We start from the raw sequence: 15,214 nt of genomic DNA on the forward strand, positions 1-15,214 counted from the left end.
CGCGGTCGGCCGGGGACTGCTCCCGCCCGACACGGGACCACCCCCATCACACGGTCCGGTGCGGGCGCCGCCCAGAAAGGGACCGCACGTGACACCCTCAACCACCGCCCGACGCCGGCCGCGCCGCCGCGTCGGGCTCGCCATCGGCGCGACGGTCGCCACCGTCATCGGCGTGACCGTCGCCGGCGTGACGGCCGCCTCGGCCGCCTCCACCGGGCCGATCACCGGATTCGGCGGCAAGTGCGTCGACGTCGCCGGTGCCAGCTCGGCCAACGGCACCGCGGTACAGCTCTGGACCTGCAACGGCACCACCGCCCAGGCGTGGACGGTCGGCAACACCGACAACAGCATCCAGGCACTCGGCAAGTGCCTCGACGTGGCGGCGGCCAGCACCGCGGACGGCGCCAAGGTGCAGCTCTACGACTGCAACGGCACCGGCGCGCAGAAGTGGACGGCCAGCAACGGCCAGCTCGTCAACACCGGCTCCGGCAAGTGTCTCGACGCGACCGGGGTCAGCTCGGCCGACGGCACCCGGCTGCAGATCTGGACCTGCGGCGGCGGCGCCAACCAGAAGTGGACGCTGCCCGGCGGCGGCCCCACCAACCCGCCCACCAGCACCCCGCCGACGACCACCAAGGCGTTTACCTTCGCGCCCTACATCGCCACGTTCATCGGTGACGACGTGGCGAAGTTCGCCACCGACAGCGGACAGAAGTTCTACACGCTCGGATTCGTCAACGGTACCGGCAACTGCCAGCCGATCTGGTCGACCGACGACAACCGGCTGCGGGGCAACGTGGCCCGGCTGCGCGCGATGGGGGGCGACATCATCGTCTCCTCCGGCGGCTGGGACGCGGACGACCTGGTCAACCACTGCTCGACACCGGCGGCCGTCGCCGCCGCGTACCAGAGCGTGCTGACCGCGTACGGGACGACCTACCTGGACATTGACGCCGAGCACGGCACCGTGCACAACAACCTCGACCGCGCGGTGGTCGACAAGCGCAACGACGCGCTGAAGATCATGCAGGACAACCTGCGCGCCGCCGGCAAGACGTTCCACCTCTCGTTCACGCTCGGGGTCACCCCGGCCGGCGGCCTCAGCGGCGAGAACCTCTACGTCCTGCAGTCGGCGGTCGCCCGCGGCCTCACATTCGAGGTGGTCAACCTGATGACCATGGACTACTACGACGGCGTGTCCGGCAGCCGGATGGGTCAGGCCAGCATCGACGCCTTGAAGAAGGTTCAGGGCCAGCTGAAGGTGCTGCTGCCCGGGCGCAGCGACGCGCAGTTGTGGGCCATGATCGGGGCAACCCCGATGATCGGTCAGAACGACAACCCGACCGAGAAATTCACCCTGGCCGACGCGCAGCAACTGCTCGCCTTCGCTCAGCAGCAACACATGGCCCGGCTGAGCTTCTGGGCGATCAACCGCGACTTCGGCTGCGCCACCGGCACCCTGAGCGCCTCATGCAGCGGCATCAGCCAGTCGAACTACGCCTTCAGCAACATCTTCCGGCAGTTCACCGGCTGAGCATCGCCTCGACCGTTGGTCAGGCCGCCGCTCGAGCGGCGGCCTGACCAACCCGGCCAACACTCGGCCTGATCCGCCCCGGCGACGACACCGGCTGACCGGCTTCGCGCACTGACGAAGAACCGGAATTGGTACGATCTCAGAAGACGTATGCGTCGTGCTCCGGGAGCTGGTGGTGTGTCACCCGGGTATTTCCCTCGTGGCCCGGGCGCCAAGGTTCGGCTGATATGCCATTCGAGTCCCGGCCGTTGTAGACGTGCAGACCGATGCCGGTGAACTCGATCCACAGACCCTGCGTGGACCAGCCGGCGACGTTATCCATCGGCAACTCGCCGCTGAGGTCCACGTCGCCTCTGAAGTACGGGCTCTCGGTCACCGCCCACCCGGTCAGGACGCGGCTGGCAACCGCGGCGAGCGGGTCGAGCTCCGACGAGCGCCACTCGTGCGGCCAGCCGAGTCTGAGTGGCGGGGTCCTCAAGTCGATGGTGTTCCAGGTGATCGACAAGGAGTTCCCGGCCTGCCAGGCGAGCTCCAGCTGAACACCGCCGTCGAACACCAGCACGAGCGGGATGTCGGAGTCCCACTGGTCACGCTCCGGGTGCCAGCCGGTCCAGCCGGCCTGCAGCCGCCGACCCACGAGCGCGAGCAGGTCAGAGCGCTGGCGGCGCAGTTGCGTCGGCGCGGCCACGAAGTCGGACCGTCATCCGGACATGGCCTCGTCCCAGGGCTTCGACCCGTCGTCGTCCTCCACAACGCTGATCATACGGATCTCGTCGCCGCCACACTCGAGATGTAGTGCTCGGCGATCTCGTCGCTGGTGGTCAGCCAGATGTCGGGTTGCGCCGCGAGGTACGCCAACGCCTGGTCCAGGTACTTGGCCCGGAACGGCTGACCGGTGACGAACGGATGCAGCGCCAGTGCCATGACCCGGCCGCTGTGTTCGGCGTCGGCGTGCAGCTGCTCGTACTGATCCTTGACGATCTGAACGAACTCCGGTCCGGTGGTCCCCTTGCCGAACAGCGGGAGGTCGTTGAGTTCGACGGAGTACGGAACGCTGATCATGCCGGGGACGTTCAGCCGGTAGGGCTGGTCGTCGTTGGTCCAGTCCAGCAGGTAGCTCAGGCCGAGTTCGGCGAGCAGGGCCGGGGTGTTGAACGTCTCGGTCAGCCCCGGCCCCATCCAGCCGCGCGGCGGCCGGCCGGTGGCGGTGGCGATGGTGTCGACGATGCCGGTGAGGAAGCGGCGCTCCTCGTCGAGGGGCATCCCGGCCTGCAGGATCGAGTTGGTTCGCCCATGCGCGAGCCAGGCCCAGTTCCGGCTCAGGCCAGCCTTGATGATCTGAGGGTAGTGGTCCGCGACCGCGGAGTTCAGCAGGACACTTGCCCGGATACCGTACCGGTCCAGGCTCTCGATCGTGCGCCAGATCCCGACCCGGACGCCGTAGTCGCGCCAGCCGTAGTTGAGCGCGTCCGGCACCAGGTCCGCCGTTGCGGGCCAGATGCTGGTCGACGGGCGGTCGAGCAGGAAGTGCTCGACATTCAGCCCGACATAGGCGGCAACTCGGGCGCCGCCGGGCCAGCGGATCGCCGGCCGTTCGGTGATGGGGCTGTAGTCGAACAGCGTGTTTTCCGCAGTGCTGGGCAGGTTGGTGTTCGCCATGCCCGGACGGTATAAGTTGACATTGATGTCAGGTTCAAGCCCCGGGAAGTGTGATGCGGATCGGTGAGCTGGCGCGGCGCACCGGGGTGAGCGAGCGGTCGTTGCGCTACTACGAACAGCGGGGCTTACTGGTGGCCGACCGTACGTCCGGCGGCCATCGCGACTATCCCGAGCAGGCGGTCGACCGGGTCATCCGGATTCAGGAGTTGTTCGCCGCGGGGCTGCACAGCAGGAAGATCGCGCGGTTGCTTCCGTGCATGCGCGACGCCGACGGTGGCCCCTCGGAGATCGCCACTCCGCAGCTGGCCGCCGACCTCGCCGCCGAACGGGACCGCATCGACCGGATGATCACCGAGCTGGCCAACTCCCGCGACGTACTCGACGAAGTGATCAACGCGGCATCGCGCCGCCAGATCGAGGAGGACGCGCCTCGCGCAGGCCGGTCAGGACGCTGCCGACGCGACGACCGGTTCACGGGAGCGGGGCCAAATTGACCGGAACGCGCAGGTTCTGGAGATGGGTTGCAGTCGGCGTCACGGCGGCTGTCGTCGCGGGAGTCGGGTACTGGTTCCTCCGCGACGACCGGGTCTCCCTTACTTCGGCTGAGGTCGTTGGTGCGTGGTGTGGCCCGGGCGGTAGCAGTATGTCCTTTACCGCCGATGGGGCGTTCACCTTCGCGGGCGTGGACAACGAGGTGCTGCGGCCGGCTGAGGAGGGGAACGGCTACAGCTCGGGGTCGGGCACCTGGATCCTGGCCGCGCCGATTGTGGACCGCAGGGGGCCGCTCACGCAGGTCGACATGACCTTCCGCGCGATGAACGGGCGCCGGGAGGCGTACGGCAACCGGTTGCGTTCCGAGCGCGGCGACGGCCGTCTCCTGCTGTACTACTTCATCGGCGACCCCGACTCGGGCCGGATGTACGTGTTCCGCCGCGGGAGCATGCCCTCCTGCCCGGTTGATGCGACGTAGCGGCGTCTTGCGGTGGTGCGGGGCCCTCGAAGGATCGAGGGCCGCACCGCATTGAGTCAGGACTCGTTGACCGAGATAAGGCCAATATCGACCATCGTCGCAATGCGGCTTTGCGATGTGGCGAACAGGACGACGTCCGCTACGTCGTCAGGGGAGAGATATCCTGCGGTGGCGATACCCTCTGGTGTGCGTCCTCGCCCAACGGCGAAATCGGTCTTGATGCCGGCGGGGCAAATGACACCGACCTTGATCCCAAATGGTTGCAGCTCCTTGCGGAGAGCTCGCGAAAACCCGACCTGGGCGTGCTTGGTGGCGCAATAGATGGCTTCTCCGCCGTACCCGTCCAGGCCGGCCTGGGAAGAAATCGTAAGGATGAGACCGCTTCGCTGCGCGATCATCGTATCCACGACGGCTCGTGTGAAAACGAACGTGCTTCGCATGTTTGTGGCCATCATCTGGTCGAAGAGATCAACATCCGACTCGACGAGGTCTGCGTAGTGCCCCATGCCGGCGTTGTTGACCAGAATGTCCACCCGCCCGAACTCGGCTATCGCGAGGTCGACCACGGCGGTCGCGGTCTCTGCGCTGACGGCGTCGCCGGTAACGTGCCGGTAGCTGCCACTGACGGGCTCAGGGGTGATCGCGCCGACCTCGCGTTCATCCCGGCGCGCGACCCCGATAACGGCGGCACCCGCCGCGGCAAGCCGTCTCGCCGTCGCTCGCCCCACTCCGCCGGTGGTGCCAGTGACGACGGCTACCCGTCCGGTAAGTGCACTGCTGTCCATTGCGTCCTTTTTCTACCGTTTTTCAAGCACTCAATCTCGGGGTGGCCCCCCTCATCATCCCTCGAGGTTAGCGACAGACCGAGGCTAGGCTGACGCGTCCACCGCGCCGCTGGAGAGAACTTCAGGAGCGCAGGTAGGTGACGACGGCCAGGATGCGGCGGTTGGTGTCACGGTCGGTGGCCAGCTCGAGCTTGGTGAAGATCGACGCGACGTACTTCTCCACGGAACTCTCGGACAGGTGCAGCACGCCGGCGATGGACTCGTTGGACCGGCCCTCGGCCATCCCGGCGAGCACGTCCCGTTCGCGCCCGGTCAGGCCGGCCAGCCGATCGGCCCGGCGGCTGCGACCGAGCAGTTGCCGGACCACCTCGGGGTCGAGGACCGTGCCGCCGGCGCCGACCCGCTCGACCGCGTCGAGGAAGTCGCCGATGTCGGCCACCCGGTCCTTGAGCAGGTAGCCGATCCCACCGTCGGCGTCGGTGAGCAGGTCGGCGGTGTACCGCTCGACGACGTACTGCGAGAGCAGCAGGATCCCGGTCCCCGGCCGCGACGCGCGGACCGCGACTGCGGCCCGCAGGCCCTCGTCGGTGAACGTCGGCGGCATCCGAATGTCCACGACGGCGAGGTCGGGGTGGTGCGCGGCGACTGCGTCGAGCAGGGCGTCGGCGGTGTCGACGGCGGCCACGACGTCGTGGCCGGAGTCGGTCAGCAGGCGCCGCAGCCCGTCGCGCAGCAGCGCGGCGTCCTCCGCGATCACGATGCGCACGGCAGCTCCACGGTGACGGTCGTCGGTCCGCCGGCCGGGCTGTCGAGGGTGAGCCGGCCGCCGAGGCTCTCGGCCCGGTCGACGAGCCCCGCCAGCCCGCCGCCGGCCGTGATCGTCGCACCGCCCGCGCCGTCGTCGCGCACCCGCACCCGCAACACCGCCGCGTGCCGGGCCACGACGACGTGGATGCGCCCGGCGCCGCTGTGCTTGACCGCGTTGGCGAGCAGTTCGCCGACGCAGAAGTACGTCGTGGACTCCAGCGCGGCCGGTGGGCGCCGCGCGACGTCGAGTTCCAGCGTGACGGGGATCGGGCAACGCGTGACGAGCAGCGGCAGCGCGCCGTCGAGCCCGAGGTCGGTCAGCACCGCGGGGTAGATGCCACGGGCGAGGTCTCGCAGCTCCGTCAGCGCCTGCTTGGCCTGCTCGTGCGCGACGGCGACGTGCCGGGCCACCGCCTGCGGGTCACCACCGCCTTCGAGCGCCTGCCGGGCCTGCCCGAGCTCCATGGCCACGGCCACCATCTGCACCTGGGCGCCGTCATGCAGATCCCGCTCGATGCGCCGCAGGTGCGCCCCGGCCTGTTCAACCGCCTGGTCGCGGCGGCGTTCCAGCACCTTCGCCAGGTCGGGCCCCGCGGCCGGCCGCAGCATCCACCGCAGCCGGAGCCGTTCGACGGCGGCCAGGGCACGCACGATCCAGGCCGCGGCGACCAGGCCCGCGAGCCCCGCCAGGCCGATGAGCAGTGGCTGCGGCCCCGCGTCCGGACGCCACCGCAGCCCGGCGACCTCGAGCCCGTCCCAGCCGTCTGGGGTGTACCGGTACCACACCGGGTAGGTCGCCGCGGCGGCCGGCAGCGCCCAGACGAGGACGGTCGCGTACGCCATCGCGATCGCCAGCGGGCCGGTGGGAAGCAGGAACGCCAGCAGCCGCCAGCCGGTGACGTCGGTGAGTCCGTCGCGGACCCAGCCGACGACACCGGTCGACCGCCGGTGCGCCGCGGCCGGCTCGGCGAGGTCGAGCCGGAGCAGCACCCGAGCCCGCCACCGCTCGACCCGCGCGGCGAGCCGGGTGCCGCGCACGAACGCGGCCAGCACGGCGAGGCCCACGACCGTGAGCCCGGCGAGCGTCGCATAGCCGGTGAGGCCGATGTAGCCGACCATGAGCGCACCGACGGGAGCGCCCAGCAGGAGATGCCCGCTGTACCGCCACGTCTCGGCCCGCACGGGCGCCAGTAGCACCGCGACCAGCCGGGATCCGGTGCTGGGCGGGGCCGGCGGGCCGTTCATCGCTGCCGTCACGATTGGGTAGTCAACCACGCGGCACGGGTGCGGCGCCCTCCGCCCGCGGCCGACCATCGGGCCAGCACCAGCACACCGGCGGCGACGACGGCGAGCGCGACGAAGTTCAGCAGGCCCGCGTCGACGTTTCCGGTGCCGCCGACGGCCCATCCCGGTCCGGTCAGCCGCAGTTGCATCAGCGCGTCGCCGTGGTCGGGTTCCGTCGCGGTGCCGACACCGAACAGGTAGTCCTGAGCCCAGTTCCAGCCGCCGTGGATGCCGATGGCCGCCCACAGCGAGCCGGTGGTGACCCGTGCCGCGGTCAGCAGCGCCGCGAACAGGACGAACTCGGCCATACCAGCGGCGAAATAGCCGATCGAGGTCACGCCGCCGAACAGGTGCAGCAGCGCGAACATGCCACCGGCGACCAGCGCCGCGACCGGTACCCGCATCCGCTCGGTCAGGTTGGCGAACACGTACCCGCGGAAGGCGACCTCCTCGACCGCGGCCCGCAGCAGCACCAGGACGGCACCGACGATCACGGCGAGCGTGGCGGACCGCGTGCCACGGGCCGTCCACGACCATCCGTCGACCCGGGCCCAGCCGACGCTCACCTCGAAGCCGAACCAGAAGGCGATGGCCGCCACGCCGACCCCGAACCCGGCGGCGAGCCCGACCAGCTCTCGCCGCCCGGGCAGCGCCATCCCGATGTCGGCCCAGGGCCGCCGGTCGAGCCGCCGTCGGAAGAGATACGTGACGAGTACCGTCACCGCCAGCGCGGCGACGGTCGCCAGCACCACGACCGGGGTCGTGGCCCCGGAACCGACGATGCCGAAGGTGACCACCGCCGCGGCGGCGAACACGCTCACCAGATAGACGGCGAGTCGTAGGGGCAGGCGCAGCCGGCGCTGCGAGTCGACCAACAATCGCATGGGCTCGACGCTATGGAGCCGGGCGGAGCGGCCCTAGCCGGTTGCCCACCGGATCCGATTGAGGCCAGCCTCAACACTCGCTCGATGCCGCGGCGCCCCGCATCCGCCGCACGAATGCCGTTTGTATGCCGGCGAAGGGCATAATCGCACAGCCAGAGCGGTGGACCCGGGGGAGAACGTGAACCACATCGAATGGATTGAGCGCTACCGGACGGCTTGGCTCACCAAGGACGCGGACGCGGCGGCGAGTCTGTTCACCGAGAACGGCTCCTATCTCTCGTCACCGACTCGACCCCCACATGTCGGATCCGCGGCGATCGCCGCCTACTGGCGCAAGGCGACGGCCACCCAACGCAATCTGGACCTGCGGTTCGGCCGGCCGGTGGTGGACGGGCGCCGCGTGGCGGTGGAGTGGTGGGCCGTGATGGAGGATCCGGACTGGCAGCCCGAGGCCGACAACGCCCAGGTCACGCTGCCGGGCTGCCTGATCTTGCGGTTTGACGACGAGGGACGGTGCGAGGAGCTCCGCGAGTACTACAACCCCGCCTTCGCGGAAACGCATCCTCCGCCGACCGGCTGGGGTCTGTAGCGGCCGGCAGCCGATCGTAAAGGGACGGTAAGCGCCATTCGCAGCATGGGTTCCATGGCGGGCACAACAGGCCGCCATCTGATCGTCTCCACGTTCGCCACCCTGGACGGGGCGCAGGACGATCCGATGGCCTGGTCGCTCGACTACTGGAGCGACGAGTATGGCCAGCGCGCGCGTGAACAGCTGTTCGACGCCGGCGCGCTGCTCATGGGCCGGGTGACCTACGAGGCTTTCGCGGCGACGTGGCCGTTGGTCGCCGACGACGGGACCTCGACCGCCGGCTCGGCCGCCCGGATGAACAGCATTCCCAAGCACGTCGTGTCGTCCACCCTCGACACGGTCGGATGGGAGAACAGCGCATTGGTGAAAGGCGACGTCGTCGAGGCCGTCCGCGAGCTCAAACGCCAGCCGGGTGGCGCAATCCTGATGTACGGCTTCGGCGGTGTCGCCCGCACGCTCGTGAAGCACGGCCTCGTCGACGAGATCCGCACGTGGGTCCATCCGGTCGTGCGCGGCCGCGGCGAGTCCATCTTCACGGGCTGGCCCGAGACGCGGTTGCGGCTCGCGTGGTGGTCCTCGCTGCCCAAGGGCGTCATGATCATGGCACACCGTCCGGAGGAATCGTGACCGATGCAGCCGTGCTCCTGCTCGCGCTGGAGCAAGACCTTTGGCGGGCCAACCGCGACGGCGACGCCGACTTCTACCGCGCGAACCTGACCGACGACGCCCTGCTGGTGAGCCGGTTCGGGATAGCGTCGAAGAGTGCGGTCGTGCCGATGATCGCGGCCAACCGCAACCCGTTCGTGCGGACGGAGCTGTCCGGCCAGCAGGTCCGGTTCCTCGGCCCGACGTCCGCTCTGGTCACCTACCGCGCCGACTACACCGCCCGCGTCGACGGTGCCGACGTCGACCTGTCGGTGCTCGCCACCACCGTCTACGTCGAGCGTGACGGGCGATGGCTCGTCGCGTTGCACCAGCAGACCCCATTGGGGTCGTGACCGCGCCGTAGCCCTCGCGTTGCGACCAGAAGCCGGCTCCGAGCGCGGCACGTCGCCGCGCCTCGCCGTCGGCGGGCACACCGAGCCCGACCGCGTCGGCGGTCCGGGTGCCGACGGTGGACCCGGCCGGATGCGAGCGGACCCAGCCACGCCGGCGGCCGTAAAGAAACGGTAACGCCGCTGCGCAAGATGGTGTGCGGCGGGCCGGGAGCGCCCGACCGGGTCGACGTACTCATCTCCGGCATCCCGCCGGCGGCGTAATGTCGGGTTTCCGGTCACGCGCGGGCTCGGCATGGCCGGCAGCGATGGCGAAGAACCGGGTCACGGCCGGCGACTGCACGGCGTTCGCGACTATCGGCGTCGTGGCGAAAACAGCTGAGGAGTGCAAACCATGACCGACATCGACGAGTACGTCGCGGGTCAGCTCACCGCCCCGCAACAGGCGATCGTGGCGGAGCTGCGCACGCTGATGGCGCGACACGCGCCCGGCACACGGGAGGTGATCAGCCGCGGGTCGCTCGCCTGGGAGGGCCGCAAGATGGTCGCGATCGTCAGCCGCAGCAAGACCCACATCACGCTGGCATTCGCACGCGGCGCGGAGTTCACCGATCCCCATGGCCTGCTCGAGGGCATCGGCAAGACCACCCGCCATGTCAAGCTCAAGTCGGCATCCGACGTGGACGATGCCATCTTGGCCGATTACGTACGGCAAGCGCTCACACTCGATCAAGGCTAGGCACGCGCGGTCTCGCGATCGCCCTCGGTGCAGTTCATCGATGCCGAAGTGAATATCCAGCGGCACACGCGCGGGCCATTTCGGCTGCGAGCCCTCCGCAACGCGGTGACCGGCCCGCCGGAACAGATCCAGCGGGCCGGTCAGGTGCGTCACACCGTTGACGTGGGGAGAGGGTTTCTCGCCGAGGCCGGCTCTCGTCACACGATTGCGGCGAACAATCCCAGCGGGTCGTAGCGCTTCCGAACGACCTCGAGGCGCTCGCCGATCTCCCTGGGCCACACGGCGGCGAGGCGTTCCGCGGTAGCGGGAAGGCCCATGAAGTTGGGGTTGTTCTCCGAGGCGAACCAGGGCTCGGCCACCTTCGTCCAGTCCGCGGCAGCTGCCGGCATCGCCTCGTCGAACAACTCCTGGCGCACCCCGACGAGTCCGCAGGTGAAATCCGCGCTTCGACCGGCGACCGCCGACCCGTCTTCGACGTCACGCTGGGTTGCCACGCCGAGGTGCCGCAGCTCGGCAACCGTGAACGGGGTGTCCGCGTACGGGCCGAAGGACGCCAGGAACAAGGCGATGAGGTCCTGGTCGATGTCGGACAGCAGGTTGCCGTAGACCTGGCTCGGGCCGGGCCGGGTGGGATCGTTGTGGATCTGAGCGATGTCGGCCGCCTTCAGGACGCCGAGCCTGTCGAGATAGACGGGGGCCGCCGACCGCAGAGGTGCCGCCAGACGCTCGCCCTCCGAGGCATCGCCGGGGAACGCGAATCGCAGGCTCAGCAGGGTGCGGCCCCGGGTCGCCTCCGGCACGACAGGAAGGTTTGGGAATCGAGTGATCGCCGCGCTCGTGCTGACCCGGTCGTCCGCGGTTGTCGTGTAGTCGGCCCATGCTCGCAGCGCCGTCTCGATGTGGGGCCCCTCGTAGAGCAGGTTGCCGCCATAGAGCGACGCCAGTTCGACCAGACGCAAGCGGACCTCGGTCACGACGCCGAGACCGAATCGTCCCCCGCGAAGCGCCCAGAAGAGGTCCGGCCGGTTGACGCGGTCCGCCGTCACGACTTCGCCGGTGCCGGTGACCACCGTGAAACCGTCGACGTAGTCGGTGGCGAATCCATGGCTGCGCGCCAACGGGCCCAGGCCTCCGCCGAGCAGCAGCCCGACGACACCGACGGTCGGCGCCGCGCCGGCGATCGGTGCCAACCCGTGCTCGGCGGCCGCGGCCACCACGGCGCCCCAGGTCACCCCGGCGCCCACCGTGGCGGTTCCGGACGCCGGATCGATCGCGACCCCGTTCATCCGGCTCGTCGTGATCATCAGTCCGGAGGTCACCGGGACGGCGGCACCGTGGCCGGTGGCCTGGACGCTGACCTTCCATCCTTGATCGGCCGCGCGCCGGACGGCTGCCGCGACGTCCGCGGCCGATTCGGCACCGACCACCAGGTCGGGAGTGTGTGTCGTCGCGACGTTGAATGCGGCGACCTCCTCCGCGTAGCCCGGATCCTGTGGTGCCCACGTCGGAGCCGCATGGTGCTGGTTTTGGTTTTCCACCGTTTCCCCGTTCGGGTCGTATCCAGTTCGATGCAGTGAGCAGGGTCCGTCAGCGCAACGCTCGGCTGACGGCTCGAGCGATGAGGTCGGCTCCCGCGTCGTTGAGGTGCAGACCGTCGCCGGAGTCGAAAGGCGCCGCCAACGCGTCGGCGTCCTTGGGATCCGCGAGCAGCCGGTCGAGATCCACCACGGCGTCGTACTCGCCGCCGCCGCGGATCCAGCTGTTGAGCTGATCTCGCACCGCTTCCTTCTCCGCCGAGTAGTAGCCGGTGAAGTTCTTCATCGGCGTGACGGTCGCCCCGACGACTCGGACGCCGACGCGGTGCGCCGACCGGATGAGCTGCCGATGCGCGGCGATGAGATCGGGCGCGGACACCTCGCGTGACGCGCCGCATCCGAAGTAGTCGGGGTAGCCGCCGGCCCCGATGTCGTTGACGCCCACGAGCACCACGACGGTGCGCACCCCGGGCTGGCTCAAGGCGTCGCGGTCGAAGCGGGTGACAGCCCGCTCGCCGTAACAGGGGGAGTCGGCGAGCAGCTTGTTGCCGCCGATTCCCGCGTTGACGACGCTCACGTGCCGGCCTGAGCGCAGCAGGAGTTCGGCAAGTTGGTCGGGATAGCGATTGTCGGCACCGGCGGTCGACCCGTGCCCATCGGTGATCGAGTCACCGAACGCCACGACGGCTCCCGGCGGTGCGCCGGCGCCGGATACATCGACGCCGGTGATGAAATAGCGGGAATGGCTGGTCTCGCCGCGGAACGACGCGGAGCCGAGGTCGTACCGGTGGTCGCCGTCCGCTCGATAGGTGGTTGTCAGCCCGTCCTGATGAAAGGTCGCCGGCCCGGACGGCGTCTTGAAGTAGAGCGTGATCGCCAGCGCGTCGAGGGCGGTTACCCGCAGCGCCGCCGGCTCGGACACTACCGATCGACCTACCGGTACCACCGTCTGCTCGCCGTGGCCGAACCGCAGTACCCGGACGGTGCCCGGCTGCACACCGGCGCCGGTGGTGGACTGTGCGATGGTCGCGCCGGTGAGGCGCACGGGTGCCGACCCGTAGGCGTTCGACAGCCGAATCCTGACCTGGGTCCCGCCGGCGTGCACCCGGACGACCTGTCTGACGGACTGGTTGGTGAATCCGTTGAGCGACCAATTGGGTCCGTCGAACGGGTTCCCCGGTATCGGGGCGTGCGGGGACGCCCCCCACGCCGCGGTCCATCGCGAGGAAGGCTGATGGTGGCCGGTGGCGGCTGCGGCGGGTTGACCGGCGACCGCCACCGCGCTCGCTGCCAGCGCCGCGCCGACCAACGACGCAACACACCTGTGAATGAACATGAAAGCCCCCTTTGCCGCGCACTCCTGCGCATGACGCCACCATGCTTGCGGAGGCTTACGATTCCTTTACGATTCGCGCCTTTCGATCACCTACGGGTGCGGCTGTCGCGTTTCCGTGGTGGCTTTCAGTCATCGGCGGATCGCGAGGAGTGAGCTACAGGCCGTAGGTCCGGAGGCTTTCCGTCCAATTCCAAGGCGCCGGGCTTTCCGCACCGAAGACAAGTCGGGCGAGGTCAAGACGTCCCCAAGCGGCGCCATTGAATCGCGGATAAATCCGTTCCGCCGCCGAACCCCGAGGATCGCCCCCGCAATCACATAGGGTGCCAGCCGATCACCACAATCTTCGGAGCGGGCGCGGCGGGCGCGGCAGACAACGTCTTTGACATCATTACCGCCGGGGGTACACACAACCCGCTGAATCGGCATACGGCAGCGGTCAGGCCGGCTCGCGCGGCACGGTGCGGAGGGTCCCGAGGCCGTCGCTCCCACATCATCGTCCCAGGGTGGTGACAATGCACACTGGAAACCGGCGAACCCGGCGCGTTTCACCCTTGGCCCGGCGACGACGAACCGCGACGCTGAAACAAGCGCCCGACGACCGTCACCCGGAGGTGCCAATGCCCGAGGTCGAACACCTCGACGTCGTCATCGTCGGCGCTGGGCTCTCCGGCATCGGCGCCGCGTACTACCTGCGGCGCTCCCACCCGCACCGTCGCTACGCGATCCTCGAGGCCCGCGGGGCCAGCGGCGGCACGTGGGACATCTTCCGCTACCCCGGCGTCCGCTCCGACTCCGACCTGCACACGTTCGGGTACGACTTCCGGCCCTGGCGCGAGGAGCGCTCGATCGCCGAGGGCCCGGCGATCCTGCGGTACCTCCGCGAAACCGCGGCCGAGCACGGCATCGATCGGGCGGTGCGCTACCACCACCGGGTCGTCGCCGCCTCGTGGTCGTCGCCCGACGCACGCTGGCGGCTGGAGGTCCAGCGTGCCGACACCGGCGAGCGGACCGCGCTGACCTGCACCTGGCTGTTCTGCGCCGGCGGGTACTACCGCTACGACGAGGGGTTCACCCCGCACTTCGAGGGCCGCGAGCGTTTCCGCGGGCCCGTCGTGCACCCGCAGGCGTGGCCGGAGGACCTCGACCACGCCGGCAAGCGCGTGGTCGTCATCGGCAGCGGCGCCACCGCGGTCACCATGCTGCCGGCGATGGCGCGCACCGCCGCGCACGTGACGATGCTGCAGCGCACCCCGACCTACGTCCTCTCGGTGTCGTCACGAGACACGCTGGCGGCCCGGCTGCGCCCGCTGATCGGCGAGCGCCGCGCGCACGCGACCGTGCGACGGCTGAACATCGCCCGGCAGCGGGCCGTGTGGCGGTTCTGCCGCCGGTACCCGCGCGCGGCGCGCCGGTTCATCCGGTGGACCAACGTCCGGCAGCTGCCGAGGGGCTATCCGGTCGACGAGCACTTCAACCCGCCGTACGACCCCTGGGACGAGCGGCTGTGCTTCGTGCCCGACGGCGATCTGTTCCGGGCCATCCGGGCCGGCACCGCGTCCGTGGCCACCGGCCGCATCGCCACCTTCACCGAGACGGGTGTACTGCTGGAATCGGGCCAGGAGCTGCCCGCCGACATCATCGTGACCGCGACCGGCCTCAACGTGCGGGGGCTCGGGGGCGTCGCGCTCAGCGTCGACGGTGCGCCGGTCCGCCTGCCCGACACCGTCGCCTACAAGGGCGTCATGCTGTCCGGGGTGCCCAACCTCGCGTACGCGATCGGATACACCAACTCGTCGTGGACGCTCAAGGTCGGGCTGCTGTGCGAGTACTTCTGCCGCCTGCTGTCCCACATGGACGAGCGCGGCTACGACGTGTGCCGCCCCGAGCCGGCCGACCCGGGCATGCCGACCCGGCCGCTGCTGGACCTCGACGCGGGCTATGTCCAGCGCGCCATCGGCGAGCTGCCCCGCCAGGGCGACCGCGAGCCGTGGCGGACCTCGATGAGCTACCAGGCCGACGTGAAGCTGCTGCGCCGCGGGGCGATCGCCGACCCGGAGCTGCACCTCAGCTCGAGCCGCGCGACGGTGGCGGCATGAC

The 15,214-nt window shown here is 69.8% G+C and carries 16 protein-coding genes; 8 read left to right on the plus strand and 8 right to left on the minus strand.

Annotated features, from left to right (window positions below):
* Positions 1-88: 88 nt before the first annotated feature.
* Entirely contained in the window at positions 89-1,534 is a 1,446-nt protein-coding gene (locus tag ABT297_RS14495) for a ricin-type beta-trefoil lectin domain protein (RefSeq protein WP_350548855.1), read from the plus strand.
* A 139-nt stretch (positions 1,535-1,673) separates the two neighbouring features.
* On the opposite strand, the gene ABT297_RS14500 is transcribed toward ABT297_RS14495, so the two are convergent.
* Both ABT297_RS14500 and ABT297_RS14505 read right to left on the minus strand, forming a co-directional pair.
* Entirely contained in the window at positions 1,674-2,222 is a 549-nt protein-coding gene (locus tag ABT297_RS14500) for a hypothetical protein (protein WP_350548857.1), read from the minus strand.
* Positions 2,223-2,293: 71 nt separating this feature from the next.
* Complete coding sequence (locus tag ABT297_RS14505) at positions 2,294-3,193, minus strand: polysaccharide deacetylase family protein (protein WP_350548859.1); 900 nt, start codon at positions 3,191-3,193, stop codon at positions 2,294-2,296.
* Between the two features lie 53 nt (positions 3,194-3,246).
* On the opposite strand from ABT297_RS14505, the gene ABT297_RS14510 reads away from it, so the two are divergent.
* Together ABT297_RS14510 and ABT297_RS14515 are read left to right on the plus strand one after the other, a co-directional pair.
* Positions 3,247-3,687 carry a MerR family transcriptional regulator gene (locus ABT297_RS14510; RefSeq protein ID WP_350548861.1) on the plus strand — a complete coding sequence of 147 codons (441 nt, stop codon included), beginning with the start codon at positions 3,247-3,249 and terminating at the stop codon, positions 3,685-3,687.
* A gap of 149 nt (positions 3,688-3,836) precedes the next feature.
* Positions 3,837-4,163, plus strand: coding sequence for a hypothetical protein (locus tag ABT297_RS14515; protein WP_350548863.1), 327 nt, complete (start codon positions 3,837-3,839; stop codon positions 4,161-4,163).
* 56 nt (positions 4,164-4,219) lie between these two features.
* Here the strand turns inward: ABT297_RS14515 and ABT297_RS14520 are convergent, their stop codons facing one another.
* The 4 genes from ABT297_RS14520 to ABT297_RS14535 all read right to left on the minus strand — a co-directional run bounded on the left by ABT297_RS14520 (position 4,220) and on the right by ABT297_RS14535 (position 7,923).
* Entirely contained in the window at positions 4,220-4,948 is a 729-nt protein-coding gene (locus tag ABT297_RS14520) for an SDR family oxidoreductase (RefSeq protein ID WP_350548865.1), read from the minus strand.
* A gap of 121 nt (positions 4,949-5,069) precedes the next feature.
* On the minus strand, positions 5,070-5,714 hold the full coding sequence (locus ABT297_RS14525) for a response regulator (RefSeq protein ID WP_350548867.1): 645 nt from the start codon (positions 5,712-5,714) through the stop codon (positions 5,070-5,072).
* Positions 5,702-7,012, minus strand: coding sequence for a sensor histidine kinase (locus ABT297_RS14530; RefSeq protein ID WP_350548869.1), 1,311 nt, complete (start codon positions 7,010-7,012; stop codon positions 5,702-5,704). The genes ABT297_RS14525 and ABT297_RS14530 overlap by 13 nt, the downstream gene beginning before the upstream one ends.
* Positions 7,009-7,923, minus strand: coding sequence for a CPBP family intramembrane glutamic endopeptidase (locus ABT297_RS14535; protein WP_350548871.1), 915 nt, complete (start codon positions 7,921-7,923; stop codon positions 7,009-7,011). The genes ABT297_RS14530 and ABT297_RS14535 overlap by 4 nt, the downstream gene beginning before the upstream one ends.
* A 160-nt stretch (positions 7,924-8,083) precedes the next feature.
* On the opposite strand from ABT297_RS14535, the gene ABT297_RS14540 reads away from it, so the two are divergent.
* The 4 genes from ABT297_RS14540 (at position 8,084) to ABT297_RS14555 (ending at position 10,246) form a co-directional block, all read left to right on the plus strand.
* Positions 8,084-8,512, plus strand: a complete 429-nt coding sequence (locus ABT297_RS14540) for a nuclear transport factor 2 family protein (RefSeq protein ID WP_350548873.1) — start codon at positions 8,084-8,086, stop codon at positions 8,510-8,512.
* Positions 8,513-8,566: 54 nt separating this feature from the next.
* Complete coding sequence (locus ABT297_RS14545; RefSeq protein WP_350548875.1) at positions 8,567-9,139, plus strand: dihydrofolate reductase family protein; 573 nt, start codon at positions 8,567-8,569, stop codon at positions 9,137-9,139.
* Entirely contained in the window at positions 9,136-9,510 is a 375-nt protein-coding gene (locus tag ABT297_RS14550; RefSeq protein WP_350548877.1) for a nuclear transport factor 2 family protein, read from the plus strand. Before ABT297_RS14545 ends, ABT297_RS14550 begins: the two co-directional genes overlap by 4 nt.
* A 391-nt stretch (positions 9,511-9,901) precedes the next feature.
* Positions 9,902-10,246, plus strand: coding sequence for a DUF1801 domain-containing protein (locus tag ABT297_RS14555; RefSeq protein ID WP_350548879.1), 345 nt, complete (start codon positions 9,902-9,904; stop codon positions 10,244-10,246).
* A 197-nt stretch (positions 10,247-10,443) separates the two neighbouring features.
* Here the strand turns inward: ABT297_RS14555 and ABT297_RS14560 are convergent, their stop codons facing one another.
* Both ABT297_RS14560 and ABT297_RS14565 read right to left on the minus strand, forming a co-directional pair.
* The gene (locus ABT297_RS14560) at positions 10,444-11,784 is read right to left on the minus strand and encodes an FAD-binding oxidoreductase (protein WP_350548881.1); all 1,341 of its coding nucleotides are present in this window, start codon (positions 11,782-11,784) and stop codon (positions 10,444-10,446) included.
* Positions 11,785-11,833: 49 nt separating this feature from the next.
* Complete coding sequence (locus ABT297_RS14565) at positions 11,834-12,886, minus strand: SGNH/GDSL hydrolase family protein (protein WP_350548883.1); 1,053 nt, start codon at positions 12,884-12,886, stop codon at positions 11,834-11,836.
* A gap of 848 nt (positions 12,887-13,734) precedes the next feature.
* On the opposite strand from ABT297_RS14565, the gene ABT297_RS14570 reads away from it, so the two are divergent.
* Positions 13,735-15,213, plus strand: coding sequence for a flavin-containing monooxygenase (locus tag ABT297_RS14570; RefSeq protein ID WP_350548885.1), 1,479 nt, complete (start codon positions 13,735-13,737; stop codon positions 15,211-15,213).
* Position 15,214: the final 1 nt, after the last annotated feature.

It is taken from the genome of Dactylosporangium sp. NPDC000555, assembly GCF_040300025.1.
In the GTDB taxonomy this organism is placed as follows: domain Bacteria; phylum Actinomycetota; class Actinomycetes; order Mycobacteriales; family Micromonosporaceae; genus Dactylosporangium.

What these genes read in the sequence shown, in the direction of transcription:
- ABT297_RS14505 (WP_350548859.1), bottom strand. Translation starts at nt 3,193, where the DNA reads ATGGCGAACACCAACCTGCCCAGCACTGCGGAAAACACGCTGTTCGAC.
- ABT297_RS14510 (WP_350548861.1), top strand. Translation starts at nt 3,247, where the DNA reads ATGCGGATCGGTGAGCTGGCGCGGCGCACCGGGGTGAGCGAGCGGTCG.
- ABT297_RS14515 (WP_350548863.1), top strand. Translation starts at nt 3,837, where the DNA reads ATGTCCTTTACCGCCGATGGGGCGTTCACCTTCGCGGGCGTGGACAAC.
- ABT297_RS14520 (WP_350548865.1), bottom strand. Translation starts at nt 4,948, where the DNA reads ATGGACAGCAGTGCACTTACCGGACGGGTAGCCGTCGTCACTGGCACC.
- ABT297_RS14535 (WP_350548871.1), bottom strand. Translation starts at nt 7,923, where the DNA reads ATGCGATTGTTGGTCGACTCGCAGCGCCGGCTGCGCCTGCCCCTACGA.
- ABT297_RS14545 (WP_350548875.1), top strand. Translation starts at nt 8,567, where the DNA reads ATGGCGGGCACAACAGGCCGCCATCTGATCGTCTCCACGTTCGCCACC.
- ABT297_RS14555 (WP_350548879.1), top strand. Translation starts at nt 9,902, where the DNA reads ATGACCGACATCGACGAGTACGTCGCGGGTCAGCTCACCGCCCCGCAA.
- ABT297_RS14570 (WP_350548885.1), top strand. Translation starts at nt 13,735, where the DNA reads ATGCCCGAGGTCGAACACCTCGACGTCGTCATCGTCGGCGCTGGGCTC.